The sequence below is a fragment of the Streptomyces sp. MBT65 genome (genome assembly GCF_016612545.1).
Lineage (GTDB): Bacteria > Actinomycetota > Actinomycetes > Streptomycetales > Streptomycetaceae > Streptomyces.
In genome coordinates this window covers 44,249-70,076 of record NZ_JAENRY010000004.1, presented here as the reverse complement: position 1 = coordinate 70,076, position 25,828 = coordinate 44,249, and the positions used below count along the sequence as shown (strand labels likewise).

General features: G+C 70.5%; 24 protein-coding genes and 1 pseudogene. 13 read left to right on the top strand and 12 right to left on the bottom strand.

The genetic code is table 11. The features are described from left to right. Nucleotides 1-67 precede the first annotated feature (67 nt). Both JHN63_RS02540 and JHN63_RS02535 read right to left on the bottom strand, forming a co-directional pair. Nucleotides 68-733 (bottom strand): annotated as a pseudogene (locus JHN63_RS02540) (DUF6397 family protein); the annotation flags it as partial. A gap of 126 nt (nt 734-859) precedes the next feature. Beyond that, nucleotides 860-1,273 carry a roadblock/LC7 domain-containing protein gene (locus JHN63_RS02535; protein WP_200676984.1) on the bottom strand — a complete coding sequence of 138 codons (414 nt, stop codon included), beginning with the start codon at nt 1,271-1,273 and terminating at the stop codon, nt 860-862. Nucleotides 1,274-1,363: 90 nt separating this feature from the next. Here JHN63_RS02535 and JHN63_RS02530 point away from each other — a divergent pair, with 90 nt between their 5' ends. Continuing rightward, nucleotides 1,364-1,792: a PPOX class F420-dependent oxidoreductase gene (locus tag JHN63_RS02530; protein ID WP_200676983.1), complete on the top strand. Its 429-nt coding sequence runs from the start codon at nt 1,364-1,366 to the stop codon at nt 1,790-1,792. A gap of 10 nt (nt 1,793-1,802) precedes the next feature. Here JHN63_RS02530 and JHN63_RS02525 read toward each other — a convergent pair whose 3' ends face one another. From JHN63_RS02525 to JHN63_RS02505, 5 genes are all read right to left on the bottom strand, one after another. After that, on the bottom strand, nt 1,803-2,408 hold the full coding sequence (locus JHN63_RS02525; protein ID WP_200676982.1) for an ATP/GTP-binding protein: 606 nt from the start codon (nt 2,406-2,408) through the stop codon (nt 1,803-1,805). Between the two features lie 182 nt (nt 2,409-2,590). After that, entirely contained in the window at nt 2,591-3,004 is a 414-nt protein-coding gene (locus JHN63_RS02520) for a DUF742 domain-containing protein (protein ID WP_200676981.1), read from the bottom strand. A gap of 22 nt (nt 3,005-3,026) precedes the next feature. After that, nucleotides 3,027-3,464 carry a roadblock/LC7 domain-containing protein gene (locus JHN63_RS02515; protein ID WP_200676980.1) on the bottom strand — a complete coding sequence of 146 codons (438 nt, stop codon included), beginning with the start codon at nt 3,462-3,464 and terminating at the stop codon, nt 3,027-3,029. Beyond that, nucleotides 3,461-5,986 carry a nitrate- and nitrite sensing domain-containing protein gene (locus JHN63_RS02510; protein ID WP_200676979.1) on the bottom strand — a complete coding sequence of 842 codons (2,526 nt, stop codon included), beginning with the start codon at nt 5,984-5,986 and terminating at the stop codon, nt 3,461-3,463. Before JHN63_RS02510 ends, JHN63_RS02515 begins: the two co-directional genes overlap by 4 nt. Nucleotides 5,987-6,050: 64 nt before the next feature. Next, nucleotides 6,051-6,824, bottom strand: a complete 774-nt coding sequence (locus JHN63_RS02505; RefSeq protein WP_200676978.1) for an MHYT domain-containing protein — start codon at nt 6,822-6,824, stop codon at nt 6,051-6,053. A 152-nt stretch (nt 6,825-6,976) separates the two neighbouring features. Between JHN63_RS02505 and JHN63_RS02500 the strand changes: the two genes are divergently transcribed. From JHN63_RS02500 to JHN63_RS02490, 3 genes are all read left to right on the top strand, one after another. Continuing rightward, nucleotides 6,977-7,576 (top strand): class I SAM-dependent methyltransferase, encoded by a 600-nt coding sequence (locus JHN63_RS02500; RefSeq protein WP_200676977.1) that lies wholly within the window; start codon nt 6,977-6,979, stop codon nt 7,574-7,576. Between the two features lie 177 nt (nt 7,577-7,753). Then, nucleotides 7,754-8,050, top strand: a complete 297-nt coding sequence (locus tag JHN63_RS02495; RefSeq protein WP_200676976.1) for a hypothetical protein — start codon at nt 7,754-7,756, stop codon at nt 8,048-8,050. A gap of 135 nt (nt 8,051-8,185) precedes the next feature. After that, entirely contained in the window at nt 8,186-9,163 is a 978-nt protein-coding gene (locus JHN63_RS02490) for a hypothetical protein (protein WP_200676975.1), read from the top strand. 184 nt (nt 9,164-9,347) lie between these two features. Here JHN63_RS02490 and JHN63_RS02485 read toward each other — a convergent pair whose 3' ends face one another. Further along, a complete protein-coding gene (locus JHN63_RS02485; RefSeq protein ID WP_200676974.1) occupies nt 9,348-9,530 on the bottom strand; it encodes a hypothetical protein in 183 nt (60 codons plus the stop codon). Nucleotides 9,531-9,663: 133 nt separating this feature from the next. Further along, complete coding sequence (locus tag JHN63_RS02480; RefSeq protein WP_200676973.1) at nt 9,664-10,728, bottom strand: acyl-CoA desaturase; 1,065 nt, start codon at nt 10,726-10,728, stop codon at nt 9,664-9,666. Between the two features lie 376 nt (nt 10,729-11,104). On the opposite strand from JHN63_RS02480, the gene rox reads away from it, so the two are divergent. After that, on the top strand, nt 11,105-12,577 hold the full coding sequence (gene rox, locus JHN63_RS02475; RefSeq protein WP_200676972.1) for a rifampin monooxygenase: 1,473 nt from the start codon (nt 11,105-11,107) through the stop codon (nt 12,575-12,577). Here the strand turns inward: rox and JHN63_RS02470 are convergent. Next, a complete protein-coding gene (locus JHN63_RS02470) occupies nt 12,544-13,788 on the bottom strand; it encodes a GNAT family N-acetyltransferase (protein ID WP_200676971.1) in 1,245 nt (414 codons plus the stop codon). The two genes, rox and JHN63_RS02470, sit on opposite strands and share 34 nt — an antisense overlap. A 175-nt stretch (nt 13,789-13,963) precedes the next feature. On the opposite strand from JHN63_RS02470, the gene JHN63_RS02465 reads away from it, so the two are divergent. After that, nucleotides 13,964-15,310: an esterase-like activity of phytase family protein gene (locus tag JHN63_RS02465; RefSeq protein ID WP_200676970.1), complete on the top strand. Its 1,347-nt coding sequence runs from the start codon at nt 13,964-13,966 to the stop codon at nt 15,308-15,310. 23 nt (nt 15,311-15,333) lie between these two features. Here the strand turns inward: JHN63_RS02465 and JHN63_RS02460 are convergent, their stop codons facing one another. Continuing rightward, entirely contained in the window at nt 15,334-15,585 is a 252-nt protein-coding gene (locus JHN63_RS02460) for a hypothetical protein (RefSeq protein WP_200676969.1), read from the bottom strand. 348 nt (nt 15,586-15,933) lie between these two features. Then, complete coding sequence (gene xylA, locus JHN63_RS02455; protein WP_200676968.1) at nt 15,934-17,100, bottom strand: xylose isomerase; 1,167 nt, start codon at nt 17,098-17,100, stop codon at nt 15,934-15,936. 132 nt (nt 17,101-17,232) lie between these two features. On the opposite strand from xylA, the gene xylB reads away from it, so the two are divergent. The 7 genes from xylB (at nt 17,233) to JHN63_RS02420 (ending at nt 25,573) form a co-directional block, all read left to right on the top strand. Next, nucleotides 17,233-18,678: a xylulokinase gene (gene xylB / locus JHN63_RS02450; RefSeq protein ID WP_200676967.1), complete on the top strand. Its 1,446-nt coding sequence runs from the start codon at nt 17,233-17,235 to the stop codon at nt 18,676-18,678. A gap of 157 nt (nt 18,679-18,835) precedes the next feature. Beyond that, nucleotides 18,836-20,116 (top strand): ROK family transcriptional regulator, encoded by a 1,281-nt coding sequence (locus JHN63_RS02445; RefSeq protein ID WP_200676966.1) that lies wholly within the window; start codon nt 18,836-18,838, stop codon nt 20,114-20,116. A 213-nt stretch (nt 20,117-20,329) separates the two neighbouring features. Then, a complete protein-coding gene (locus JHN63_RS52335; protein ID WP_234475979.1) occupies nt 20,330-20,773 on the top strand; it encodes a hypothetical protein in 444 nt (147 codons plus the stop codon). Further along, nucleotides 20,770-21,783 (top strand): acetamidase/formamidase family protein, encoded by a 1,014-nt coding sequence (locus JHN63_RS02435; protein WP_200676965.1) that lies wholly within the window; start codon nt 20,770-20,772, stop codon nt 21,781-21,783. The genes JHN63_RS52335 and JHN63_RS02435 overlap by 4 nt, the downstream gene beginning before the upstream one ends. A gap of 34 nt (nt 21,784-21,817) precedes the next feature. After that, nucleotides 21,818-22,417, top strand: coding sequence for an N-acetylmuramoyl-L-alanine amidase (locus tag JHN63_RS02430; protein WP_200676964.1), 600 nt, complete (start codon nt 21,818-21,820; stop codon nt 22,415-22,417). A gap of 212 nt (nt 22,418-22,629) precedes the next feature. Continuing rightward, nucleotides 22,630-23,907 (top strand): GAF domain-containing protein, encoded by a 1,278-nt coding sequence (locus JHN63_RS02425; RefSeq protein ID WP_200676963.1) that lies wholly within the window; start codon nt 22,630-22,632, stop codon nt 23,905-23,907. Nucleotides 23,908-24,049: 142 nt separating this feature from the next. Beyond that, complete coding sequence (locus JHN63_RS02420; RefSeq protein WP_200676962.1) at nt 24,050-25,573, top strand: aldehyde dehydrogenase family protein; 1,524 nt, start codon at nt 24,050-24,052, stop codon at nt 25,571-25,573. The last annotated feature ends 255 nt before the right edge of the window (nt 25,574-25,828 follow it).

Here is a 25,828-nt window from a genome sequence, read left to right as displayed (position 1 = left end):
CCCGGCTCACCCGCAGCCCACCTCGCCGAGCGAATCATGACGGCGGAGAACTCGGACGAGATCAGCTGGCTGTGGGTGAGCCGGGAGCCTCGTGGGCGGGCGGGTCGGGCCGGAACCGGTTCACGTGGGCGCGCTCATACGGATCCTGGACGATCTCCGCGACCTGGACGGGGTCGAGCAGTGCGGCCAGGGCTCCGGCACGCTCCCACGGGTCGTCGGCCTGGCGGAGCAGGAATCCCAGATGCCGTCCGCGCCAGTTGCGGGGCCGTAGATCCAGGCCGGCTTGCAGTTGGTCCCTCAGCCCCTCGGGCGTACGGCCGTTGAGCAGCGTGGTGTGGTTCTTGTCGGACGCGAACTGCCGTAGTTCTTCGGCCAGATAGAGCCAGACCACGGCGCGGTAGCGGTTGAGGTAGAACTTCACCGGTACCACCAGTCCCAGCCTGGCGAGGCGGGTGAACCTGGCGGGGGTGACCTCCATGAGGGCCGCGCCGTCCGTGGTGCCCACGGTCCTGACGCTTTCCAGGAGTGTGTCGGGGAACCCGTCCGCCGCGCGCAGCCGGTCGATCTCGGCGCGGACGACGCGGCGGCCGTCGCCTCCTTCGTCGGGCACGGTGCGGATGCGTCCGAGATGTACGGCGAGGTCGAACTCGCCTCGCTTGAGCCCGAGTTCTCGTGCCGCGCGACCGGGCGCGCACGAGAGGTCCGACGGTGTGGTGATGGTGTTTCCTGCCATGGTCGATCTCCCCCGCGGAGTCCATTGCTCACGCTGTGTGCGTTCGCGATGAACAAACCGTAACCGGATCGGCGGATCTCGTGGCAGGCCTGTGGATAAGTCCGCGGAAGTCGACGAACTCGCAGGTCAGAGATCTGTGACGGGGGTTCGCTCGGGCTGTCGGGCGTCCACGCCGAGATGTTCGCCGACGCGGTTGACGAGGAGTGTCATCTCGTAGGCGATCTGGCCGATGTCCGCGTCCGCGCCGCTGAGGACGCACAGACAGCTGCCGCTGCCAGCGGCGGTGACGAACAGGACGGCGTCGTCGAACTCGATCATCGTCTGTCGCACCCCGCCCGCACCGAAGTGGCGTCCCGAGCCCTTGGCCAGGCTGTGCAGTCCGGACGACACGGCGGCGAGGTGTTCGGCGTCCTCACGGCGCAGTCCGGTGCTCGCGCCCGTCACCAGTCCGTCGTTGGACAGGACCAGGGCGTGGCGTACGTGCTCGACACGCTCGGTCAGATCGTCCAGCAGCCAGCCCAGTCCCTGGTTCTGCGCCATGTTCCGGCTCCCCGTGTCGCCTCCCCCCTGGCCGGAGGATCTCCCGTCAGCCTTCCCCACCACCGTCGCCCGGGCAAGGAGGATGGGGGCATGGCACAGAAGATGACCGATGAGGAATGGCGGGCGTTCGTCTCGCACGGCACACGCACCGGGAAGCTGTCGACCGTCCGCGCCGATGGGAGCCCTCATGTCGCGCCGATCTGGTTCCTGCTGGACGGGGACGATGTGGTGTTCAACACCGCGAAGGAAACGGTAAAAGGGCGCAATCTTGCCCGTGATGGGAGAGTCGCCCTCTGCGTGGACGACGATCGACCGCCGTTCGACTTCGTGGTGCTGCAAGGCCGCGCCGAGTTGTCGGAGGAACCGGGCGAACTCAGGTACTGGGCCACCCGGATCGCGGCCCGGTACATGGGCGAGGAGCGCGCCGAGGAGTTCGGCGCCCGCAACGGGGTGCCGGGCGAACTCCTCGTCCGCGTCACGATCGGGAAGGTCCTGGCCCAGAAGGGCATTTCGGAGTGAGAGCTCCGGGTCAGCCCACGGAGTCGAGCATCCGGGCGGTGTGCATCCGCCCGGCGTACTCGACCAGCCGGATCAGCACCTCCTTCCCCGAGTCGCGGTCACGGGCGTCGCAGAGGACCACGGGCGTTCCCTGATCGAGGTCCAGTGCGCGGGAGACGTCACGGGCGCCGTAACTGCGGGCGCCCGTGAAGCAGTTGACGGCCACCACGAACGGGATGTGCCGGTGCTCGAAGTAGTCGACCGCGGGAAAACAGTCCTCGAGTCGCCGGGTGTCCGCGAGGACGACGGCTCCCAGGGCCCCCTGTGACAGTTCGTCCCACAGGAACCAGAAGCGGTCCTGGCCCGGTGTGCCGAACAGGTAGAGGGAGAGGCCGGACCTGATGGTGATGCGGCCGAAGTCCATGGCGACGGTCGTCGTGACCTTCTGGTCGACGCCGCCGGTGTCGTCCACCAACTGGCCGGCCTCGCTGAGCAGTTCCTCGGTGCGCAGCGGCCTGATCTCGCTGACCGCGCCCACCATGGTGGTCTTGCCCACGCCGAATCCGCCGGCGACCAGGATCTTCAACGCCAGGGCGGTCGTCTCGCCGTCCTCGGCGTCGGAGTGCTCGGAGACCATCGATCACTTCTCTCGGGAGTGCGGGCAACGCTCGACGTCCGTAGGTGTGCATCGTGGCAAGTGCGGTCCCCTCCTGGGCGGTTGGACCGCTATGTGCCCGATGTGGCCCTCTTGCGTCCGTTCGGCGAGCGAATGGGTGCGCAAGTCGGCGTCGTACGCGTTCGAGTGGTTCTGAAGTTTCGTCACAGCGCCCGTAGTCCTTCGATCACCTCGCGCAGGATCCGTTCGTCGGGCAACTGCGCGGGCGGCACCGGACGGCTGACGGTGACGCAGCCGAGCTCCAGCAGGTCGCCCAGGAGCACCCGGACCACTCCCAGGGGGAGGTCGGCTCCGGCGGCGAGTTCGGCGACGGACTGCGTTTCCGTACGGCACAGGTCGATGAGTGCCCGGTGTTCCGGTCCTAGTCCGGTGTCGTCGTCGAAGTCCGGAGCGCCCGCATCCAGCGTGACGAGCGCGATCAGGTCGAAACGCACCCCCGTAGGGCCTGGTCTGGTGCGTCCGCCCGTCATCGCGTAGGGGCGGACCAGAGGCCCGGCTTCCTGGTCGTACCACTGGCTGCCCGGTTCGTGCTGGGCGCCGATCATGTCCTCGGTCATCGGAGCGGACCGCCCTCTCGCCTCATCCGGCTGCGGGCGGCCGCGCACCGACGCGCGGCGGCGTGTAGAGGTGCTCACCGACGCGCTTGACCAGTCGTGCCATCTCGTACGCCACCAGGCCCATGTCGGCGGTGACCGCGGTGAGGACGGCGAGGCAGGAGCCGTCTCCGGCTGCGGCCACGAACAGGAACCCGTCGTCCATCTCCACCATGGTCTGCCGTACTCCGCCGGCCCCGAAATGCCGCCCCGCGCCCTTGGCCAGGCTGTGGAACCCGGAGGCGACCGCCGCGAGGTGTTCGGCGTCCTCGCGCTTCAGGTCGGTCGACGCACCGACGGCGAGCCCGTCGTTGGACAGCACCACGGCATGGCGTACTTCGCTCACGCGCAGCACCAAGTCGTCCAGCAGCCAGTCGAGTTCGCCGGACCGCCCCGCGGCCCTCATGCTCGGGTCCTGGATCACGTGAGGTCTCCTTCGCTGCTGTCACTGCCCGTTGCGGGGCCTGGGGTGGCGCCACGGCCCGGTTGCCTGCCGCCACCGCGCGTCCAGCCTTCGCGGTAGGCCGACATCCGGTCCCGTACGACCTCGGGGGTGCGGTGCTCGTCGCGCGGGGCGGGCGGCGCCTGTTCCCGTTCCGCGGTGGGCTGTTCGCGGAGTTGGGGGGCGAGGTTCGCCTGGCGGACACGACGGGGGAGGTCGTCGCTGTCCTCGGTCCCTTCGGTGTCCTCGGGGGGACGGTGCAGTCGCAAGGTGGTCACTCCGGGGGGCGGGGTGTCGTTCGCCGGCTCCGCCGCGGCTCGTACGGAGGCCGACAGAGCGGGCCGGTCGTCGGAGGCCGCGACGGACTCCTGGTGCTGGGCCGCGGTGGGCACACGCGCGTACTCGCGTTCCACGACCCGCTCCCCGTCCTCGACCGCCGCACGAGGGGAACGTTCCGCCGCACCGCCGTGCAGCAGCGCCGTCGGCAGCAGGACGACCGCGGTCGTACCGCCGTAGGGCGAGGTCCGCAGGTGCACCTTGATGCCGTGGCGGGCGGCGAGCCTGCTGACCACGAAGAGGCCGAGCCGGTCGCTGTCGAAGAGGTCGAGGGCCTCGGACTGCTCGATGCGGCGGTTGGCGTCGCCCAGGGAGTCCTTGCCCATGCCCAGGCCGCGGTCCTCGACCTCGACGGCGTAGCCGTTGCCGACGGGTTCACCGGTGACCCGCACGCGTGTGTGCGGGGGCGAGAACTGGGCGGCGTTCTCCACGATCTCGGCGAGCAGGTGCGTGAGGTCGGCGACGGCCGCGCCGACGACAGCCGCCTCGGGAAGTTGGCGTACCTCCACGCGCGCGTAGTCCTCGACCTCGGAGACGGCCGCGCGGACGACGTTGGTCAGGGAGACCGGCATGCGCCAGGCCCGGCCGGGTGCCGCTCCGGAGAGGATGATCAGGCTCTCTGCGTGCCGTCGCATACGGGTGGTGAGGTGGTCGAGGCGGAACAGGTCGCTCAGTTCGTTCGGGTCCTCGGAGCGGCGTTCCATGCTGTCCAGAAGGCTGAGTTGACGGTGCACCAGGACCTGGCTGCGGCGGGCGAGGTTGACGAAGACCCCGGAGATGCCGCTGGCGAGTTCGGCGCGTTCGACGGCGGCCCGCAGGGCGGCGCGGTGCACGGTGCCCAGGGCCTCGGCGACCTGTCCGATCTCGTCCTCCGAGGGCGACCCGGGCGGGGCCTCCGCCCTGACGTCGATCTCCTCCCCCGCGCGCAGTCTCCGCATGGCCTCGGGGAGTTTGTGGCGGGCGATCCCCAGGGCGTCGTTGCGCAGGCTCACGAGTTCGATCACGAGACCGCGTCCGATGCGTACCGAGATGACGAGCGACGCGATGACGGCGGCGAGACCGAGCAGGACCGCGGCACCGGCGGAGGTGAGCAGTCCCCGGGTGAACGGATCGGCGCGGTTGGCGACCCCGTTTCCCGCGTCCGACTCGATGGCGCGCATGCCGTCCCGCACGCGTGCGTGAGCGCTGTTCCAGGTGGTCTCCGGAGCCGCTGCGATCGCCCTGGTGGCGGAGTTGGTGGCCAGGACCTTGTCCTCGACGGTGCCGACCGCGGTATAGGCGCCGGTGTCGGCGAGGCGCTGCCAGGCGGTGCGTTCGGAGCCGCGCAGATCCACGACGGCGGAGTCGGTCAGCGTACGGCGGGTGTCGACGGCGCCGGTGAACAGCCTCAGCCGCTCCCCGTCCAGCCTGCCGTCGAGCCGGGCGCCGGCGAGCATCACGTCCTCCTGGGAGAGCGATTCGCCGGCCCGGGAGAATTCGAGGAGCACGCGCGCGTCGGATCCGAGGTCGGCATCCTGGATTCCGGTGAGTGCCCCGCCCACGGAGAAGGCCGTCGCGATGGTCTTCGTGTACTGCCCGTACGTCTCGTCCCATCCCGCGCGGTGGCCGAGCACGTCGGTCCGCAGTGAGCGCAGTTGCTCGGCTCCGGTGACGAAGGCCGCCAGGCGTCGGGCGACTCCGGCCGGGAGTCCCTCCCCGTCGGCAACGGTGTGGTCGTCGCCGAGCCGCAACCGGGCGACCGCCCGGTCCGTGCTCGCCGCCAACTTCCTCAGGTCGCCGCTCTGTTCGGCGTCGGGGTCGGTCGCATAGCGCACGGCGGCCGACCGTTCGGCCTGCAGCGCGGCGACGGCCGCGGCGACGGGGCTGCGCACCTCGGAGTCCACGCGCTGCAACTGTCGTAGCCGCGAGACGTCCTGGGCGGTGCTGACGGTGGCGTACGCCCACAGGGCGAGCAGGGAGACGACCGGCACCATCAGGAGACAGACGATCTTGGCCCGTACGGTGCGGGGTCGCATGCGCCAACGTCCCGCGCGCGGGGATATCTCCTCCGACGGGGCGTCCAGGGGCTCGTCGAAGAGTTCGTCGGCGGGTGGTCCGGCGTGCGCGCGACGACCGCGCACGGGCGGCGTCTCGGCGCCGGCTCTCGGGGTCCTACGGGGGGTACGCATGGCCTCCTCGCTCGGGAGTGGATCGGGGCGTGCGGTGCGGTGCGCGGTCGGTCCGGGCCGGCTGCTAACGGGCGACGCTCTCGACCGGCCGCCGGGCCGAGGCGGTCGCCTCGCGCTCTCCCGTGGTCGGCGACAGTGCGACGAAGGCCGAGGTCAGGAACAGGTAGGACCCGAGGCCCACGGCGAGGGGAAAGATGAACTGCATCGCCGCGGCCCCGGGCAGGACCGCCCCGGAGGGGGTGACGTGCACGCGCACCGCGAACATCCCGGTGTAGTGCATGCTGCTGACGGCCGCACCCATGACGAGGGAGGCGGCGGTGACCGCGATGGGCGACTTGATGTTGAGGGCCGCCCACAGGGCCGCCGTCGCCGCGACGACGGCGATGAGCACGGAGAGCCCGACGAGCATCGGGTCGTAGCTCACGCCGCCGTGCAACCGCATCGCCGCCATGCCCAGGTAGTGCATGCTCGCGACGCCCAGCCCTGTGGTGAGGCCGCCGAGGAACAGCGCACGACTCCGGTCGCGGCCGTAGCCGACCGCGAAGACTCCCGCGCAGACGACGACCATGGCGACCAGGAGGCTGAGGATGGTCAGTGGCACGTCGTAGCGGATGTCGGTGCCGCTGACGCCGAAGCCGAGCATGGCCACGAAGTGCATGGTCCAGATGCCGGTGCCGAGCGCGGAGGCGGCGGTGATGAGCCAGTTGCGGCGCGACCTGCCGGTGGCGCCGAGCGCGCGGACGGTGCAGCGCAGTCCGAGTGCGGAGCCCATGCAGGCCATCACGTATGACAGCACGGGGGTCAGCCAGCCGAAGGTGGCGTGGTCCAGGTGTCCCATGACCAGGGGACGCTAGTAGGGGCACGGGTGCACAAAGGGGGCGCATTTCGAAAGGTGTCGCAATGTGGCGCAGAGAGGTACGTGAACGACCGCGTCACGCTCGAACGTGTGCGCCGAAGCGTCATCCCTGTCGGTGCGGGATCATGCGGAGCATGAGCGACGACCACACGCATGTCCAGGAGTTCTTCGGTGCGCGCGCCGCCGACTGGGACAGCCGCTTCCCCGACGACGGGCCCGCCTACGCCGCCGCGGTCGCCGAACTCGGGCTGCGGGACGGAGACCGGGTCCTCGACGCGGGCTGCGGGACGGGACGTGCGCTGCCGCCGCTCCGTGCGGCCGTGGGGCGGTCCGGAGTGGTGGTCGGGGCCGATCTGACCCCGGCCATGCTGGAGGCCGCCGTACGGGCCGGACGCGACCGTGACGGGCGCCTGCTGATCGCCGACGTCGCCGCGCTGCCGCTGCGGTCGGAGTCGCTCGACGCCGTGTTCGCCGCGGGGTTGATCGCGCATCTGCCCCAACCGGAGGAGAACCTGCGGGAGTTGGCACGGGTGGTGCGTGCGGGCGGCACGCTGGCCCTGTTCCATCCGATCGGCCGGGCCGCGCTCGCGGCACGTCAGGGGCGGCAGATCACGCCGAACGACCTGCGCGCGGAGCCCAATCTCCGTCCGCTGCTGGCGGGTTCGGGGTGGCGCATGACGTCGTACGCCGACGAGGACGCCCGATTCCTGGCGCTGGCCGTGCGCGAGAGCTGAACCGACCTCGCTCCGGGCCCGGTTGAGCTCACCCGCCGACTGGTTCATTTCGATGCGGGGCGTTCGACGCGCTTCACCGCACGGTTCCCCTACTGTCGCCGTGACTCCAACTCAACTTTGGGTACCAGTAGATGGACGGTCGGCGACCGAAAACCACGTAGGGGGAAGGTGGTCAGCATGTTCGGCAGGCCCCGTAAGACCTTCGCCAGGTTTCTCACCTCCACGCGCGCGGAGGCGCGCGGCGGCCCGCGACGGCCCGGACACAATCTCTTCGAGGCCGCGGCCGTCTATGTCTCGGCCCGCGCGGAGGACGACCAGGACCGGATCGACGAAGCCGCGGGCTGGGTGTCGCCGGAGGCGCTGTCCTTCGGGGTGAGCGAGTTGGCCTGCCGGGCCGTCGTCGCGCTCGCAAGGGAGCGTGACGAGTCGCCGCGGACGGTGGCTCGGGAGCTTCTTGGGCTGCCCGCGGCCTGACAGTTCGGGCCACCGGTGGTCATTTCGCCCCGTCCAGACGGAAAACTGCAGCTCCGGGTGTACTTGGGAGTCGTGACAAGGGGCTTCCGCGCACACTAGGGTGCGCGCGGTTGGACGAATGATGGGGAGGCTGGGATGGCCGACACGGATGAAGAGGCCGTCGCCGCCGAGGACGATGCGCTCTATGTGCTCACGGCGATACTGCTGACGCCGGCGAAGTTCCCGAGCGTGCTGGGCGACGACTACCCGGAAGCCTGTGCGGCGCTCGGTATGGCGCCGCTCGCCGACGGGTACGGCCTGGTGCTCGGCCAGGACAGCGACGGGGCGCGGTGGACGGTCGTCGTCGACGACGTGTCACTGGTCGCGGTCGCCATCGCGTCCTGGGACTGCGGTATGGAGTACGACCTGTCGCCGAGCGAGCGCACGGTGGTCGCCGCCCTGCCGGGCTGGCCGCTCGCGGTCGCCGTCGCGGCGCCCAATGTGCCCGCACCGCACGATCCGGACCCCGACCTCGTGGACCGGCCGCCGCTGGCTCCGCCGGACACCACCACCTGGGGTCCGGCGCAGCGACGGCTGGGCGCCGACGAGATCGCGCTGCAATGGGCCCTGTGGCGGGAGCAGATCGACGACGCGGCCTTCTCGACTGAGGAAGCTCAGGACGCTGCGGAAAGTCAGGATGCTCACGCCGAGGCGGGCGATGCGTCGACGGCGGACAAGGCCGCTTCTGACACCACCCTCGATGATGCCGCCCCTGACGCCGCGTCCAAGGCGGACGGGAAGCAGTCGGACGGCAGCGCATCGAACAGCACCCCGGCGGAGAGCACCGGCGAAGGCACCCAGGCGAGCCACAGCGGGGTCCGTCGGGTGCTGACGGAGGTCCGCGCCTACGTCGACACCCCGCCGCCTCTCGGCCGCGTCCGATCGTCCTTCGCGCCGGGCGACGCACGCACGCTGCGCGCCGACGGCCCCGGCTGGTCGTTGGTGGCCCGGACCGACGACATAGCGTTCGTCCTGCTCGACGAGGAGCCCGGTGAGGTCCTGCCTGTGGGCAGAGGCCCCGAACTCCCCGGCCTCCTGGAAGCACTCGACAAGCTGGCCGTACGGCCGAGTTGAGCCCTTGGGCGCCGATGCGTCCGCCGGTACCCGTCCGGGATCACGGCGAACTCGTCCCCCTCGGTCCGTGGACGGTGCTCGGCCGAGCACCGTCCACGGGGCTGGAGACTGCGGTCCCGCGGACGGTGCCGTGCCGTGATCTGCCCCTGCGCGCCGGGCGGGAACGCAGTCGGGCAGCGGTGCGTCAGCGACCGATCTCCTTGCTCGCCACGCGGCGCAGTCGACGCCGCTGCGAGGGGTCCAGCGTCAGATATGCGGCCGTCGGCACTCCCACGACGATCAGGAATACGGCCCACCAGGGCAGCCAGAGCCACAGGAACAGCCCGACGGCCACACCTCCTACGGCGATCTTCGCGCTCTTCGACATATGTCGCCTCCTCCGCGGCCGCAGCCGCTCTCTGATCTGAAAACGGGTCCGCGCTCCCCACGGTTCCGGATCGCGACCCTGAGACATCCCTGAGGCGCTTCCCCTACTGGTACCCGGGCCTTCGGCTGCTCCGTCACTCCGTCCACTCCATGCGCAGCGGCTCCCCCACCTCGTGGAGGTGGCGCAGGGCCTGCCGGTAGGAGTCGACGAGCCCGGTCTCCACGTAGGGGATACCCACATCCTGGCAGTGGGCGCGCACCAGGGGCTGTGCGAGGCGCAGATTGGGGCGCGGCATGCTCGGGAAGAGGTGGTGTTCGATCTGGTGATTGAGGCCGCCGAGGAACCAGTCGGTCAGGACACCGTGACGGATGTTCCGCGAGGTGAGTACCTGACGGCGGAGATGACCCCACCGTTCGCCGTCCGGGTCCGGCATCTCCATGCCCTTGTGGTTGGGCGCGAAGGCCAGGCCGAGGTGCAGGCCGAACAGGGCCTGGTGCAGCGCGGCGAACGCGAGTGCCTTCCCCGGGGACATCGAAATCAGCAGCAGCGACACGTAGGCCACGACATGGCTCACCAGAAGAGCGCCTTCGACGGCCCGCTCGCGACGGGGCTGGCGCCGCAGGTCCTGGAAACCGTGGACCTTCAGGGCGACGCCTTCGAGCAGGGTGAGCGGGAAGAACAGCCACGCCTGGTTGCGGGTGAGCCAACGCCGGAAGCCCGCACGGTCCTTGGCCTGCTCGCCGGTGAAGACGAGGATGTCGGCGACGACGTCCGGGTCCTTGTCGATGTGGTTGGGGTTCGCGTGGTGGCGGTTGTGCTTGTCGTTCCACCAGGAGTAGCTCATCCCCAGCAGCAGGTTGCCGTGGATCAGGCCGATGACGCGGTTGACGGTCTTGTCGCCGGCTATCTGGGAGTGGCCCGCGTCATGCCCGATGAAGGCCGTGCGGGCACCGAACACGGCGAGCAGCGGGGCCAGGAGCAGGGTCAGCCAGGAGTCGCCGATCAGAACGATGCCCGCGACGATGCCGCCCAGCGCTAGCGCGTTGGCTGCGATACAGCGTGCGTACCAGGCGTACCGCCGCTCCAGTAGGCCTCGGTTCTTGACCGTGCGCAGGAGGGGCGCGAACTCGCTTCCTGGGGGCGCCACGGCGACATTTCCCGGATCAGGTGCGCCGACGACTGCGGTGGTCTGGGACATGTCCGGTCTCCGGCTCTCTCAGGCAATGGACTGACCTGAGCAAACGTACGAATCGGTGACCGCTCGCGACCATGACGGCACCCCCCGTGTCCGTACGGGGGTGGACCAGGTCCTCACAGGGGGGTTGACGACACCCTCGCCGACCGGCAGCCCCAGGAGCCGAGCCTGCGGAGACGTACCCGGAAAAAGGCAATGGCAAGGAGTCGTCCACTCCTTGCCACACCCAAGGTATAGCGCGGCGGGGGGCTTGCGGCAAGGCCCCGGTCGTCCCTCAAAATGGCCGACCGAGGCCGGGACCTGCGGAAACGAAAGATACGCGCAGCGCAGGTCCAAGGATCGGCGGGCCGGAAACCAATCTCGTTGGACGGACGTTCTGATGATTGACGTGATCGTGGTCGGCGGCGGACCGACCGGCTTGATGCTGGCCTGCGAGTTGCGGCTGCACGGTGTGCACGTGGTCGTGCTGGAGAAGTTGACCGAGCCGACCGGGGAGTCCCGCGGGCAGGGGCTGCACGCGCGCAGTGTCGAGATCATGGACCAGCGCGGCCTGCTCGACCGGTTCCTCGCGGTCAGTGAGAAGTTCCAGGTGGGCGGCCTCTTCGGGGGCATCGTCAAGCCGTGGCCGGACCGGTCGGACACGGCCCACCCGTACGGCGTCGCCACCCCGCAGCCGGTCACCGAGCGGCTGCTCAAGGAGCGCGCCGTCGAACTCGGTACCGAGATCCGGCTCGGCCGCGAGGTGGTCGGGTTGCGTCAGGCCGAGGACGGGGTGACCGTCGAACTCGCGGACGGATCGGAGCTGCGTTCGCGCTACGTCGTCGGATGCGACGGCGGTCGCAGCACGGTGCGCAAGGCGCTCGGCATCGGTTTCCCCGGCGAGCCCGCGACGGTCGAGACACTGCTGGGCGAAATGGAGGCGACCGAGGATCCGGCCACGATCGCCGACGTCGTCGAGGACGTCCGCAGGACCCAACTGCGGTTCGGCGTCAGCCCCGGTGAGAACGGCGTGTACCGCGTCGTCGTGCCCGCCGACGGCGTTGCCGAGGACCGTGCGACCGCGCCGACCCTCGACGATTTCAAGCAGCGGCTACGGGCCGTCGCGGGCACCGACTTCGGCGTGCACTCGCCGCGCTGGCTGTCCCGCTTCGGCGACGCCACCCGGCAGGCCGAGTGCTACCGGGTCGACCGGGTCCTGCTGGCCGGCGACGCGGCACACATCCATCCGCCGACCGGCGGACAGGGGCTCAACCTCGGCGTACAGGACACGTTCAACCTCGGCTGGAAACTGGCCGCCACGGTCAACGGCTGGGCTCCGGAAGGGTTGCTGGACAGCTATCACACCGAACGACACCCGGTGGGCGCCCGCGTCCTCGCCAACACGCGGGCGCAGATCACGCTTCTGGGGACCGATCCGGGGGCGACCGCACTACGGGAACTGTTCTCGACACTCATGGACTTCGAGGAGGTGAACCGGTACGTGACCGAGATGATCACCGCGGTCGGGATCCGCTACGACTTCGGCGAGGGGCATGAACTGCTCGGCCGACGGCTGCGGGACGTGAAGCTCAAACAGGGGCGCCTCTACGAGTTGATGCACTCCGGCCGGGGCCTGCTGCTCGACGGGACCGGCCGGCTCTCGGTCGCGGGTTGGGCGGATCGCGTCGACTACGTAGACGACGTCGGCGAGGAACTGGACGCGCCGGCGGTGCTGCTCCGGCCGGACGGCCACGTGGTGTGGGTGGGTGACGACCAGGAGGATCTGTTCGATCGGTTGCCCAGGTGGTTCGGCGCGGCCCACCAGGTGCTCGCCACCGGTCAGTACGCCGGGAACGCCCAGCCTCCCGGGTAGAACGGCTCCCGATCCGCGCGGAACGCCGCTGTCGCGCGGGAGAGGGCCCCGGCCCGCAGTTCCTGGACGAGACCGGCGGCCGCGAGGGACGCGAGCGTGGTGCCGCCGAGGAAGGCCGCTCCGAGTTCGGCCGCGGTCAACCGCAGGTCGGCCGGTGCGCGGGTCCGTGCGCAGGCAGCCGTGTCCTGGTCGGCCGACAGCCGGTAACGGCCCGTGTTCCAGGGGCAGAAGGTGTCCTCGACGTCCAGGACGAGGTCCAGTGTGCCCGCGTAGCGTCGTGCCGCCAGCGCTCGGCCGACGTCGACCAGTCGTACCCAGAGGCGGTCGACCGGCGCCGGGCGCACGGCGCGCGGATCGGTCAGCAGGTGCGGCAGCGGCTCGTCCACCGCTCCCTCGTACTCGATCCAGGAAACCAGGTCGATCCCGGCGAGAAAGCGCCACAGGGCCGCGTACGCCTGCCGGGAGGCGGTGGCCGACTCGACGACCCGCAGCGTGTTCCCGTCGCCGCCCGACGCGTCCTGCTTGATCCGGTAGAGGGCGTAGCCCGTCGTTTCGCCGTCCGCGTCCTGGTACAGCGCGAAACGCAACGCGCTCGCGCCTCCGCGCTCCTCCGGACGGTCGGTCAAGCGGCCGTCCCAGGAGGTGGCGTCGCGTCCGGGCCAGCCGACCGCGCCGACCCGGACGCGGTCGTAGAGCTTCTCCATCCGCGGGCGGGCCTGATCGCGTCCCAGTAGGCGGACGGTTCCGTCACCGAAGTCGGTGCCGGGGCGGAAGCGCAGGGCGCGCTTGTCGCAGCGGAGGCGGGCTCCCTGGGTGGCCGGCCCGTAGCCGTAGCGGCCGTAGATGGCGGCTTCGGAGGGGCGCAGTACCGCGATCGGCTCGGCGCCGGACGTGTGCAGGTCGGTGAGCTGTCTGCGCATCATCGACGTGAGGATGCCGCGTCGGCGGTGGGTCGGAGTGACACCGACCCAGGTGACCCCGGCGACCGGGAGCAGCGCGCCCGGAACGGTCAGCACGCGCGCGCGTGCCGCGGTTCCGCCGACCGGCGCGGGGCCGTCGAACGCGGCGATGGTGCGGGGCAGTTCGGTCGCGGCTCGCTCGTGGGCCAGTTGCTCGTCGGACAGATCGCTTCCGTAGGTGTCGGTGACCATGCGGGCCCAGGTCGCGAACTCGTCCTCGATGACCGGGCGGAGAGGGTAGGGATCATCCACCGGACCTGTGTAACCGACGGCACTACGGGGCGCGATCGAATTACGGCCGGTCGGGCGGGGGTGCCGAGCCCGCCCGACAAACGGCGGACACCCCTGATTCACCTCACCGTCGAGCACCGTTCCTCATGAGCGCCAACTCTGGCCGCTGTCAGCGAACTTGCCCTCAGGAGGCCCGATGTCCCCGCACGACCTCGTCAGGCGCCGTGTCCGTCATTCCGTCGCGGTGGGTGCCCCGCTCGCCGCGGTGGTCGCCCTCCTGGCGGCCGGTACGGCCGTCGGAGCCCCCGCGAAGGCCGAGGCCGCCCATGTCACGCGGACGGCGACGCTGGGCGACATTCCGCTCGGCGCGTTCAGCGACGCGCTGCTGCCCGGGACCGTGGACGACGACCGGGGAGTGGACCTCGGCGGCCTCGGCAGCGACATCTACCCGGCCGGCCGCAAGGGCGAGTACTGGACGGTCACCGACCGCGGACCCAACGGCCAGATCAAGGTCAGCGGGACGAAGCGCCGCACGTTCCCGGTGCCCGGTTTCGACCCGGCGATCGTGAAGATCCGCGTCTCCGGGGACAAGCTGAAGGTCCTGGACGCCCTCCCGATCACCACGTCCTCGGGGAAGGCCGTCACCGGGCTGTCGAACCAGCAGGGACGCGACGAGGCGCCGTACTCCTACAACGCGCAGACGGCGTTGGCGTACAACCCGAACGGGCTGGACACGGAGGGCATCGTGCGGGCCGGGGACGGATCCTTCTGGCTCGTCGACGAGTACGGGCCCTCCCTGGTGCATGTCTCCGCGCGCGGGAAGGTGCTCACGCGGTATGTGCCCAAGGGGCTGCACCTGACCGGTGCCGACTACCCGGTGGTGGAGGCTCTGCCGGCCGTCCTGCTGCACCGGAAGACCAACCGCGGCTTCGAGGGGCTCGCCCAACTGCCCGGCGGCGACCTGGTGATGGCCCTGCAGAGCCCGCTGTCGCTGCCGGACGGGGATGCCGGGGACGCGTCCCTCAACACCCGCCTGCTGCGCTTCTCGCCCAAGAAGAAGGCGGTCACGGCGGAGTACGCGTACCGCTTCGACCCGGTGAACGTGGTCGACCCCAGCGAGGACCACACGTCCGAACTCAAGATCTCCTCGGTGGTCGCCGTGGGCGACGACCGCCTCCTGGTCGAGGAGCGCACCGACAAGGCGGCCCGGCTCCAACTCGTCGAGCTGAAGCGGAAGTCGAACATCCTCGGCGGTCGCTACGACGACGACACGACGTCCCCGTCACTGGAGCAGCTCGACGACCCGGCGGCCGCCGGTGTCCCGGTGTTGGCCAAGAAGCTGGTCGTCGACCTGGGGACCGTCTCCGGGGTGCCCCAGAAGATCGAGGGCGTCGCGCGCGTGGATCACGACACGCTCGCCCTGATCAATGACAACGACTTCGGGATGACGGACGGCGCGGGCGCGTTCGACACCCAGGGGCGCCTGGTCGACAGCGGCATCGAGACGACCCTGGTGTATCTGAGGCTGCCGCACGGCATCTGAACGTCCGTCGGTTCCTGAGGCAGTCAGCCGAACACGGACGGGAGCAGGGACTCCAGGTCGCTGGGAAGCTCGCTCGGCAGTTCCGAGGGGAGGTTCGACGGAAGCGCGGTCGGGAGCTTGGTCGGCAGGCTGGTGGGGAGCTTCGTCGGGATGGTGAGGGACGGGCCGCCGCTCGTGCTCGAACTGCTCTCCACGGGCGACTTCTTGTCCGGTGAGTCGTGTCCCCCGGAGGCCATCAGCACGAAGGCGACGACGGCTCCGGCGGTCGCGATCACGGCGAGCAGGATGAACAGCGGTCGGGGGCGCCTACGGGGAGGCGGTCCGTAGTCTCCGTAGTCCCCTCCCGATCCGTGTCCGTAGTCTCCGGGAGGTGGTGGTCCGAAGCCGCCTCCCGGAGGCGGAGCGGCGTCCGGTGGCCCGGGCGGTCGAGGCGGTACGGGCGGCATGGCCATACCGTCAAGGGTCGCCGCGCGGCGGTCATGTCGCGACCCCCGCGCGGTGGTTGATACGGACCCATGCCATGGATCGCATGATTCCGAAGCATTCCGCGCGGGGGTCGGTCAGGAACGGGAACTCACGAACACCGACGGGCTCGCGAGTGAGGCACGCACGCGTGCGTGCGGTCAGCCGCGGGCTCCCAGGAGGTGGTCCAGGGCGAGCTGGTCGAGCTGCTCGAAGGCCATCCCGCGCTTCGCGGCGGCCTCCACGTCGAAGTCCTCGAACGCCGAGCGGTCCGCGAGCAGCGCCTTGAGGCCGTCCGCCGCGGTCTGCTGCGCCAGCTCGTCCAGACGCGAGGCGCGGAGCGCCTCCTGGACCACCGGGTCGGCGCGGAAGGCAGCCGAACGCTCCTTCAGGATCAGGTAGTTGCGCATGCAGCCGGCCGCCGACGCCCAGACGCCGTCGAGGTCCTCGGTGCGCGGCGGCTTGAAGTCGAAGTGCTTCGGGCCGGCGTAACCGGCGCTCTCCAGGAGGTCGACCAGCCAGAAGGCGGCACGCAGGTCGCCGTTGCCGAAGCGCAGGTCCTGGTCGTACTTGATGCCGGACTGGCCGTTGAGGTCGATGTGGAAGAGCTTGCCCGCCCACAGGGCCTGGGCGATGCCGTGCGGGAAGTTGAGCCCGGCCATCTGCTCGTGGCCGACCTCGGGGTTGACGCCGTAGAGCTCCGGGCGCTCCAGGCGCTCGATGAACGCCAGAGCGTGACCGACGGTGGGGAGCAGGATGTCGCCGCGGGGCTCGTTCGGCTTGGGCTCGATCGCGAACTTGATGCTGTAGCCCTGGTCGGTGACGTACTCGCCGAGGAGGTCGAAGGCCTCCTTCATGCGGTCGAGAGCGACGCGTACGTCCTTGGCGGCGCCGGACTCGGCGCCCTCGCGGCCGCCCCAGGCGACGTAGGTCTCGGCGCCCAGCTCGACCGCCAGGTCGATGTTGCGGATCGTCTTGCGCAGGGCGTAACGGCGCACGTCGCGGTCGTTGGCGGTGAACGCGCCGTCCTTGAAGACCGGGTGCGTGAAGAGGTTGGTGGTCGCCATCGGCACCTTCATGCCGGTCGCGTCGAGGGCCTCGCGGAAGCGCTTGATGTGCGCCTCGCGCTCGGTGTCCGAGGACCCGAAGGGGATCAGGTCGTCGTCGTGGAAGGTCACACCGTGGGCGCCGAGCTCGGACAGGCGCTGCACCGTCTCGACCGGGTCGAGGGCACGGCGGGTGGCGTCGCCGAACGGGTCCCTTCCCTGCCAGCCGACGGTCCACAGGCCGAAGGTGAACCTGTCCTCGGGGGTGGGCTGGTAGTTCATGACGCGGCTCCTTGTTGCTTCGCTCCGACTATTTCGTCATGGCGGTTTACAAATTAGTATGCCGGAGCGTCTCTGGGAAGGGACAATGTGTCTCCGGGCGGAGACGCATGCCGCACACAAGGGAGAAACCCGATGTCAGCAGCCGAGGGTCCGCTCGTCGTCGGCGTGGACTCGTCCACCCAGTCCACCAAAGCACTGGTCGTCGACGTGTCCACCGGACGGATCGTCGCGAGTGGCCAGGCGCCGCACACGGTCTCCTCGGGGGCGGGCCGGGAGAGCGATCCGCGCCAGTGGTGGGACGCCCTGTGCGAGGCCCTGCGCCAGTGCGGGGACGCGGCCCACGAGGCGGCGGCCGTGTCGATCGGCGGCCAGCAGCACGGCCTGGTCACCCTGGACGCCCAGGGTGAGCCGGTCCGTCCGGCGCTGCTCTGGAACGACGTGCGTTCGGCGCCGCAGGCCACCCGACTGATCGAGGAACTGGGCGGCCCGAAGGCCTGGGCGGAGCGCACCGGCAGCGTGCCCGGCGCCTCCTTCACGGTCACGAAGTGGGCCTGGCTCGCCGAGCACGAGCCGGAGGCGGTGCGCGCCACGGGGGCCGTGCGTCTCCCCCACGACTACCTCACCGAGCGGCTCACCGGCCAGGGCACCACCGACCGGGGCGACGCCTCCGGCACCGGTTGGTGGGCCTCGGGGACCGAGTCGTACGACGAGGAGATCCTCCGGCACGTCGGCCTCGACCCGGCGCTGCTGCCCCGAGTGGTGCGGCCCGGCGAGGTGGCGGGCACGGTACGGGACTGTCACGACCTGCCGTTCTCCAAGGGCACCCTGGTCGCCCCCGGCACCGGCGACAACGCGGCCGCCGCGCTGGGCCTCGGGCTGCGCCCCGGCGTTCCCGTGCTCAGCCTCGGCACATCGGGCACGGTGTACGCGGTGTCGAAGCACCGCCCCGCCGACCCGTCCGGCACGGTCGCGGGCTTCGCCGACGCGCACGGCGACTGGCTGCCGCTTGCCTGCACCCTGAACTGCACCCTCGCCGTGGACCGGGTCGCGGCCCTGCTGGGCCTGGACCGGGAAGCCGTGGAGCCCGGCACCTCGGTCACGCTGCTGCCCTACCTGGACGGCGAGCGCACCCCGAACCTCCCCAACGCCTCGGGGCTGCTGCACGGCCTGCGCCACGACACCACCGGCGGCCAGCTCCTCCAGGCCGCCTACGACGGTGCCGTACACGCGCTCCTGGGCGCCCTCGACCTCGTCCTCGACGAGGACGCGGACCGCACCACTCCGTTGCTGCTGATCGGCGGCGGCGCCCGCGGCACGGCCTGGCAGGAGACCGTACGGCGGCTGTCGGGGCGTCCGGTCCAGGTGCCCGAGGCGAAGGAGCTGGTCGCGCTGGGCGCCGCCGCGCAGGCCGCAGGACTGCTGACCGGCGAGGACCCGGCCGCGGTGGCCCGGCGCTGGAACACGGCCGCCGGGCCGGTGTTGGACGCCGTGGAGCGCGACGAGAAGACGCTGGCAAGGATCTCCGGGGTACTCTCCGACGCGGCTCCGCTGCTCGAGCGGGGGCCGGAGGGCCGTTGACGCACACCGATCAGGGAGTGTCGGGGGACGGACACCTGCCGGCGCCCACAGTTCAAGGGCCGACGGAGGGCGAGAACCCGCTGCCACACGCTGATCACGGACCAGCCGGGGACGCAGAACACCGTCCGCCGCACACCGACCGAGGACTGACGGAGGCATGACCGCACCGCTGCACGACGCGCACCCCGCCGGGTCCGGGCGTGCCCTGCCCGACACCCAGCAGGGCATGCGCCGGCGCAATCTCGCGCGCGTGATGCACACCGTGAGTGCCGAGGGTCCGCTCTCGCGCGCGGCCGTGGCCTCACGCATCGGGCTGACCCGTGCGGCGGTGTCGACGCTGGTGGACGAGCTGATCCGGTCGGGTCTCCTGGAGGAGTTGGGCCCGGAGCGGCCCGGCCGGGTGGGCCGCCCCGGATCGGCGCTCGCCGTCAGCGGGCGCGGTCCGGCCGGGATCGGCGCGGAGGTCGGGGTCGATCATCTCGCGGTCTGCGCGGTCGATCTGCGCGGCGAGATACGGGCCCGTGCCGTACGGCACGGTGTGAACCGCGGCCGCTCTCCCGAACCGGTGCTCGCCGAACTCACCGCGCTGGTACGGCAGATCGTCGCCGAGGCCGACGCGGAGGGCCTGTGGCCGGCCGGGCTCGCGGTCGCCGTGCCCGGTCTGGTGGCACGGGACGGCCGTACGGTCGTCCGCGCGCCGAACCTCGACTGGCACGACACAGACCTGGGCGCCCTGCTGCCCGCCGAGCTGCGCCCCACGGTGGACAACGAGGCCAACTTCGGTGGGCTCGCCGAACTCTGGCTGGGCGAGACCACTCCGCGCGACTTCCTGCATGTGTCGGCCGAGATCGGCATCGGCGCCGCGGTCGTGGTGGACGGCGGGCTGCTGCGCGGAACACGGGGATTCGCGGGCGAGTTGGGGCATGTACCGGTGCGTCCGGACGGGCCGGAGTGCGCGTGCGGCGGGCGCGGCTGCCTCGAACAGTACGCGGGCGAGGAGGCGGTACTGCGCGCCGCCGGTCTGCAGCCCGGCGCGGACCGGGTCGGGCTGCTGGCGACGCGTGCCGCCGACGGCGACGAGGCGGTACGACGTGCCCTGCACGACGCCGGTACGGCGCTGGGTATCGCGCTGACCGGCGCGGTCAACCTGCTCGATCCACAGCTGGTGGTGCTGGGCGGCGCGCTGTCCGGTCTCTCGCCCTGGCTGCTGCCGTCGCTGGAGGCCGAGTTGGCGCGGCGCACGGCGGGGCCCGCCTGTCCGGTGTCGGTGTCGCTGCTGGGCCCCGAGGGTCCGCTGCTGGGGGCCGCGCACTCGGTGGTGCGGGCCGTCCTCGACGACCCGGCAGCGGTGGCCGAACGAGCTGGGGGAACCGTAGCCGGACGGACCGGAGGAACCGCGGCCGGACAGCCTGTGGACATCGTGGCCGAACAGGCCTGAAACACGGCCGACTTCACTCGTCCGAGTGGTCGAGTTGTCCACAGTCCCGCCGTCGTCCACGGAAGCCCGCCACGCCCTACTGCCCAACCCGTCGGCGCCGTACCGTGATTCACGCGAGGCGCAGCCGTCGTGTTGTGACGACGGTGTGCAGGTGCGAGTGCAGAGACGAACGGGCGAGGGGGGATTCACGTGTCGGGGGAGACGGTTCAGGGGTTGCGGCGGAATGCCGTCGGGCTGCGCGAGCTCCTCTTCCAAAGCGTCACGGCGATGGCGCCGGCCGCCAGGGTCGCCGCGTCGATCCCGTCGGGCGCGGCCTTCACGGCCTTCGCGGCCGGAAGTCTGCCGCTTTCCGTACTGAGCCACAGCCGCGAGTTGCTCAAGCCGCTACGACACCTGCTGGTCCCCCTCCTCGGGATCGTCGCGTTCGTCCCCGCCCTGTTCACCACGGCAGGCCTCCCGGCTTTCGACGTCGTGACCGAACCGACCCCGCCCGTGTCCTACGCCGGTCCGGTCGTCGGCGTCTGGATGGCGGCAGGGATCGTAGTGCTGCTCGCTCTGCTACGGCGGCACCCCGAGCGAATAGCCGAAACCGCCCGTGCCCATCTCGACGAAACCGTCTCCACCGGTCATCCGCAGAACGGAGCAGTACAGCCATGAACGACCCCCGGATCCTGACGGTGCGGCCCGAACCGGGCGAGTACGCCTGGACGTTCGGCGGCGCCCCGCCCGTGGCGCGCATCGCGCCCGGCACGGTCCTCGACCTGTACACGGAGGACTGCTTCGCCGGACGGGTTCGGTCCGAGAAGGACCTGGTGTCCGAGGTGTGCGAGTTCCCGTTCCTCAACCCGCAGACCGGACCCTTCCATGTGGAGGGCGCGGAGCCGGGTGACACGGTCGCCGTGCACTTCGTGTCGATCGAGCCGGCACGGGACTGGGCCGCCTCCACCACGGTCCCCCTCTTCGGCGCGCTCACCTCGACACACACCACGGCGACGTTGCAACCGCCGCTCCCGGAGACCGTCTGGATCTGGCAGTTGGACCGGACCCGTCGTACGGCGTTGTTCCGCGCGCGTGACAGCGACATCGAGGTCGAGCTGCCCCTCGACCCGATGCACGGCACCGTGGGCGTGGCACCCGCCAACCTGGAGGTGCGTTCGGCACTGGTGCCCGACGCGCACGGCGGGAACATGGACACGCCCGAGATGCGGGCCGGGGTCACCTGCTACCTCGGGGTGAACGTGGAGGGCGCGCTGCTCAGCCTCGGCGACGGGCACGCCCGGCAGGGCGAGGGCGAGACGTGTGGAGTCGCCGTCGAGTGCGCGATGAACACCGTGGTGATCGTGGAACTGCTCAAGGGGGTCGCCACACCCTGGCCGCGCATCGAGTCGGACACGCACATCATCTCGACGGGTTCGGCACGCCCGTTGGAGGACGCGTTCCGGATCTCCCAGCTCGATCTGGTGCGTTGGCTGGTGCGCGACTACGGGTTCAGCGAACTGGACGCCTACCAATTCGCGACCCAGGCGGTCGAATCGCCGTTGGCCAACGTGTGCGACACCAACTACACCTGTGTCGCGAAGATCCGGAAGGAATGGCTGCCGGCGCGCGAGACTCACCGGGGGTTGCACGCGCGTCTGCGTGAGACAGCGGCGGCACTCCTTCACTGAGCCGAAAGGCAACTGAACCGAAAGGCACCCGAGCATGGAACGGGCACGACCGCTCCCGAGCAGGCGATGGCTGCTGAAGGGAGCCTCCCTCGCCGCCGTCCCCTACGCGTTACTTCCTGCCACGCAGGCCGACGCCCGGGCCCAGCCCGTCGACTATCCGTCGGCCGAGTGGCAGCCGGCGAGCACCTCCAACTACACGGCGTCCAACCGCCCCGTCAGCTATTCCGTCGACTACGTGATCATCCACGTCACACAGCAGACGTACCCCAAGACCCTGTCCATCTTCCAGAATCCGCAGAAGAGGGTGTCCGCCCACTACCTCGTGCGATCGGCCGACGGGCATGTGGCCCAGTGCGTGAGGGAGGCCAATATCGCCTGGCACGCGGGGAATTGGGACTACAACACCCGTAGTATCGGGATCGAGCACGAGGGGTGGGTGGATCAACCCGAGTGGTTCACCGACGCGTTGTACGAGCGGTCGGCCGGGCTGACGGCGGCGATCTGCATGAAGTACGGGCTCCCCAAGGACCGGGCACACATCATCGGGCACTACGAGGTGCCGGGCACCGACCACACCGATCCGGGGCCGAAGTGGGACTGGGCGCGCTACATGAGGATGGTCGCTGTCGCCTGAGCCGATGAGCCAATGAGCCGAGGCTGATCCGTGGCGGATCCGAGCCGGTTCCGATCCGGTTCCGAAGCGAATCCGAGTCGAATCCGCGCCGGTTCCGGGTGCGATGCGGTTCGTTCGGCTCGTCCCTGGTCGAAACGGTTGTCCGGATCCGTCTGCGGAGTAACGATGTCCGCATCCGTTGCGGCGCCGTATCGACGTCAAGGGAGGCCGAGTTGACCGATCCATGGGTGGCCCTGGAGCCGGGGGCCGACCCTGCCGAGCGGGTGCGGGTGCTGCGCCGGGCGCACGAGACGTTCGCCGTGGCGGGCACGGTGCCGCAGCCGGTGCGGTCGGTGGTGGCAGATTCCTGGCGGCGTTCCGCGCGGGCCGGTGTCGGTCCCGAGGGCACGGCGCGGGTGGAGCTGACGGACGGTGACCTGGGTGTCTATCGCGCGGAGCATCCGCTGGCGCGGGTGATGCCGCTGATCCGGGAGTTGGTGGGCACGTTCGCCGCGGACGGCGCGCATCTGCTGGCGGTGTGCGACGCGCAGGGCAGGCTGTTGTGGGTCGAGGGGGACCCGGCGACCCGGCGGAAGGCGGGCCGGATGAACTTCGTGCCGGGTGCCCGCTGGTCGGAGAGCGCGGTCGGGACGAACGCGCCGGGTACGGCGGTCGCCGTGGACCGGCCGGTGCAGGTGTTCGCGGCCGAGCACTTCATCCGGCGTGTGCAGCCGTGGACGTGCGCGGCGGCTCCGGTGCACGATCCGCGCACGGGACGGGTGCTCGGTGCCGTGGACATCACCGGCGGGAACGGGCTGGCGCATCCGCACAGCCTGGGCTTCGTACAGGCGGTGGCGCGGGCCGCCGAGTCCCAACTGGCGCTGCTCGCCCCGGAACAGACGTCTGTCGACGGACCCGAGCTGATGGCCCTGGGCCGGGACGAGGCCCAACTGTGCGTCGACGGCCGCAAGATGAGGCTGAGTCGCCGGCACAGCGAGATCCTGGTGCTGCTGGCCCGGCATCCGGAGGGGCTGACCGGCGACGAGCTGCTGTGCGCGCTGTACGAGGACGAGTCGGTGCCGCCGGTGACCTTGCGGGCCGAACTGGCGCGGCTGCGGAGGCTGTTGGGGCCGGGGCTGCTCGCCTCGCGTCCTTACCGGCTCACGTTGCCGGTCGAGTCCGATGTGGCGATCGTCGAGCGGCGGCTGGAAGGGGGTGCGGTCACGGGGGCGGCGAGCGCGTACACGGGTCCGTTGCTGCCCGGTTCGCAGGCACCGGCGGTGGTCCGGCTCAGGGCTCGCCTCGCCGACGGCCTCCGTACGGCGCTGATCGCCCGCCGCGACCCCGACCTGCTGGCGGACTGGGCGCACGCGCCATGGGGCGAGGACGACCTCGACGTATGGCGGGCGCTCGCGGCGATACGCCCGACGGCACCGGTGCGTTCTCGGCTCGACGCGCTGGAGTCCGAGCTGGCGGCACCGGCCGCGTGGTCACACCGGACGGGCCGCTGACGTAACGCGCGTCCGGCGCTTAGCACTTGGAGCACACTCCGGCCACAGGCCACCACGCAACGTAGATGCAACGTCCCGCTCCCTAGCCTCGCGCCGAGAGCTGCCCAACGGCGGGCAGCGCTGTTCCGGGAGGCAGACCAGGATGACCCGTTACACGGCACCCGGCACCGAGGGCGCGATCGTCTCCTACCAGGCGCGCTACGACCACTTCATCGGCGGCGAGTACGTGCCGCCGGCCCGCGGGCAGTACTTCGAGAACCCGTCCCCGGTGAACGGGCAGCCGTTCACGGAGATCGCGCGCGGCACCGCGGAGGACGTGGAGCGGGCGCTGGACGCGGCGCACGCGGCGGCGCCGGGCTGGGGACGGACGTCGGTGACCGAGCGTTCCGACATCCTGCTGAAGATCGCCGACCGGATGGAGGCGAACCTGGAGCCGCTCGCGGTCGCGGAGAGCTGGGAGAACGGCAAGCCGGTCCGCGAGACGCTCGCCGCCGACATCCCGCTCGCGATCGACCACTTCCGCTACTTCGCGGGGGCGATCCGGGCGCAGGAGGGTTCGCTGGGCGAGGTCGACGACGACACGGTGGCGTACCACTTCCATGAGCCGCTCGGGGTCGTGGCGCAGATCATCCCGTGGAACTTCCCGATCCTGATGGCGACTTGGAAGCTGGCGCCGGCGCTCGCCGCGGGCAACGCGGTCGTCATCAAGCCGGCCGAGCAGACCCCGGCGTCCATCCACTACTGGATGAGCCTGATCGCGGACCTGTTGCCGCCGGGCGTGGTGAACATCGTCAACGGCTTCGGCGTCGAGGCGGGCAAGCCGCTCGCGTCCAGCCCGCGCGTGGCGAAGGTCGCCTTCACCGGCGAGACCACGACAGGCCGGCTGATCATGCAGTACGCCTCCGAGAACATCAAGCCGGTCACGCTGGAACTCGGCGGCAAGTCGCCGAACATCTTCTTCGACGACGTGTCGTCGGCGAACGACGACTTCCTCGACAAGGCGCTCGAGGGCTTCACGATGTTCGCGCTCAACCAGGGCGAGGTGTGCACCTGCCCGTCCCGGGCGCTCATCCAGCGCGGCCACTACTCCGACTTCCTCCAAGCGGCCGTCGCCCGCACGGAGTTGATCAAGCCGGGGCACCCCCTCGACACCGACACGATGATCGGCGCGCAGGCGTCCAACGACCAGTTGGAGAAGATCCTCTCCTACCTGGACATCGGCAGGCAGGAGGGCGCGAAGATCCTCACGGGTGGTGAACGACTCGACTACGACGGCGAGTTGAAGGGCGGTTACTACGTCCAGCCGACGATCTTCGAGGGCGACAACCGCATGCGGATCTTCCAGGAGGAGATCTTCGGGCCGGTGGTCTCGGTGACGTCGTTCGACGACTTCGACGACGCGATCAAGGTCGCCAACGACACGCTGTACGGTCTCGGGGCCGGTGTGTGGACCCGGGACATCAACACGGCGTACCGCGCGGGCCGGGCGATCCAGGCGGGCCGGGTGTGGACGAACTGCTACCACGCGTATCCCGCGCACGCGGCGTTCGGCGGCTACAAGCAGTCCGGCATCGGGCGTGAGAACCACAAGATGATGCTGGACCACTATCAGCAGACCAAGAACCTGCTCGTGAGCTACTCGCCGAAGAAGCTCGGCTTCTTCTAGGACCAAAAGAAAGGGTGCCTGACCTGAGACAACTCCCGTCAGGCACCCTTCGCGGCGACCAATCAAGCGGCGAGGAGAAATATCCCCCTGCTCCCGTTTTCTGCCGCCGCTCTCCCACCTCTGCCCAGTTGGTCCGGAATATTTCCGGACCAGATCCCGGATAAGCCGTCTCCATCCGGCACCGTTGGTCCCTCCCAACGATTCATGGAACTTTCTATGAGCTGATTGGCATGATCCCGTGTTCCGGCAAGGAAC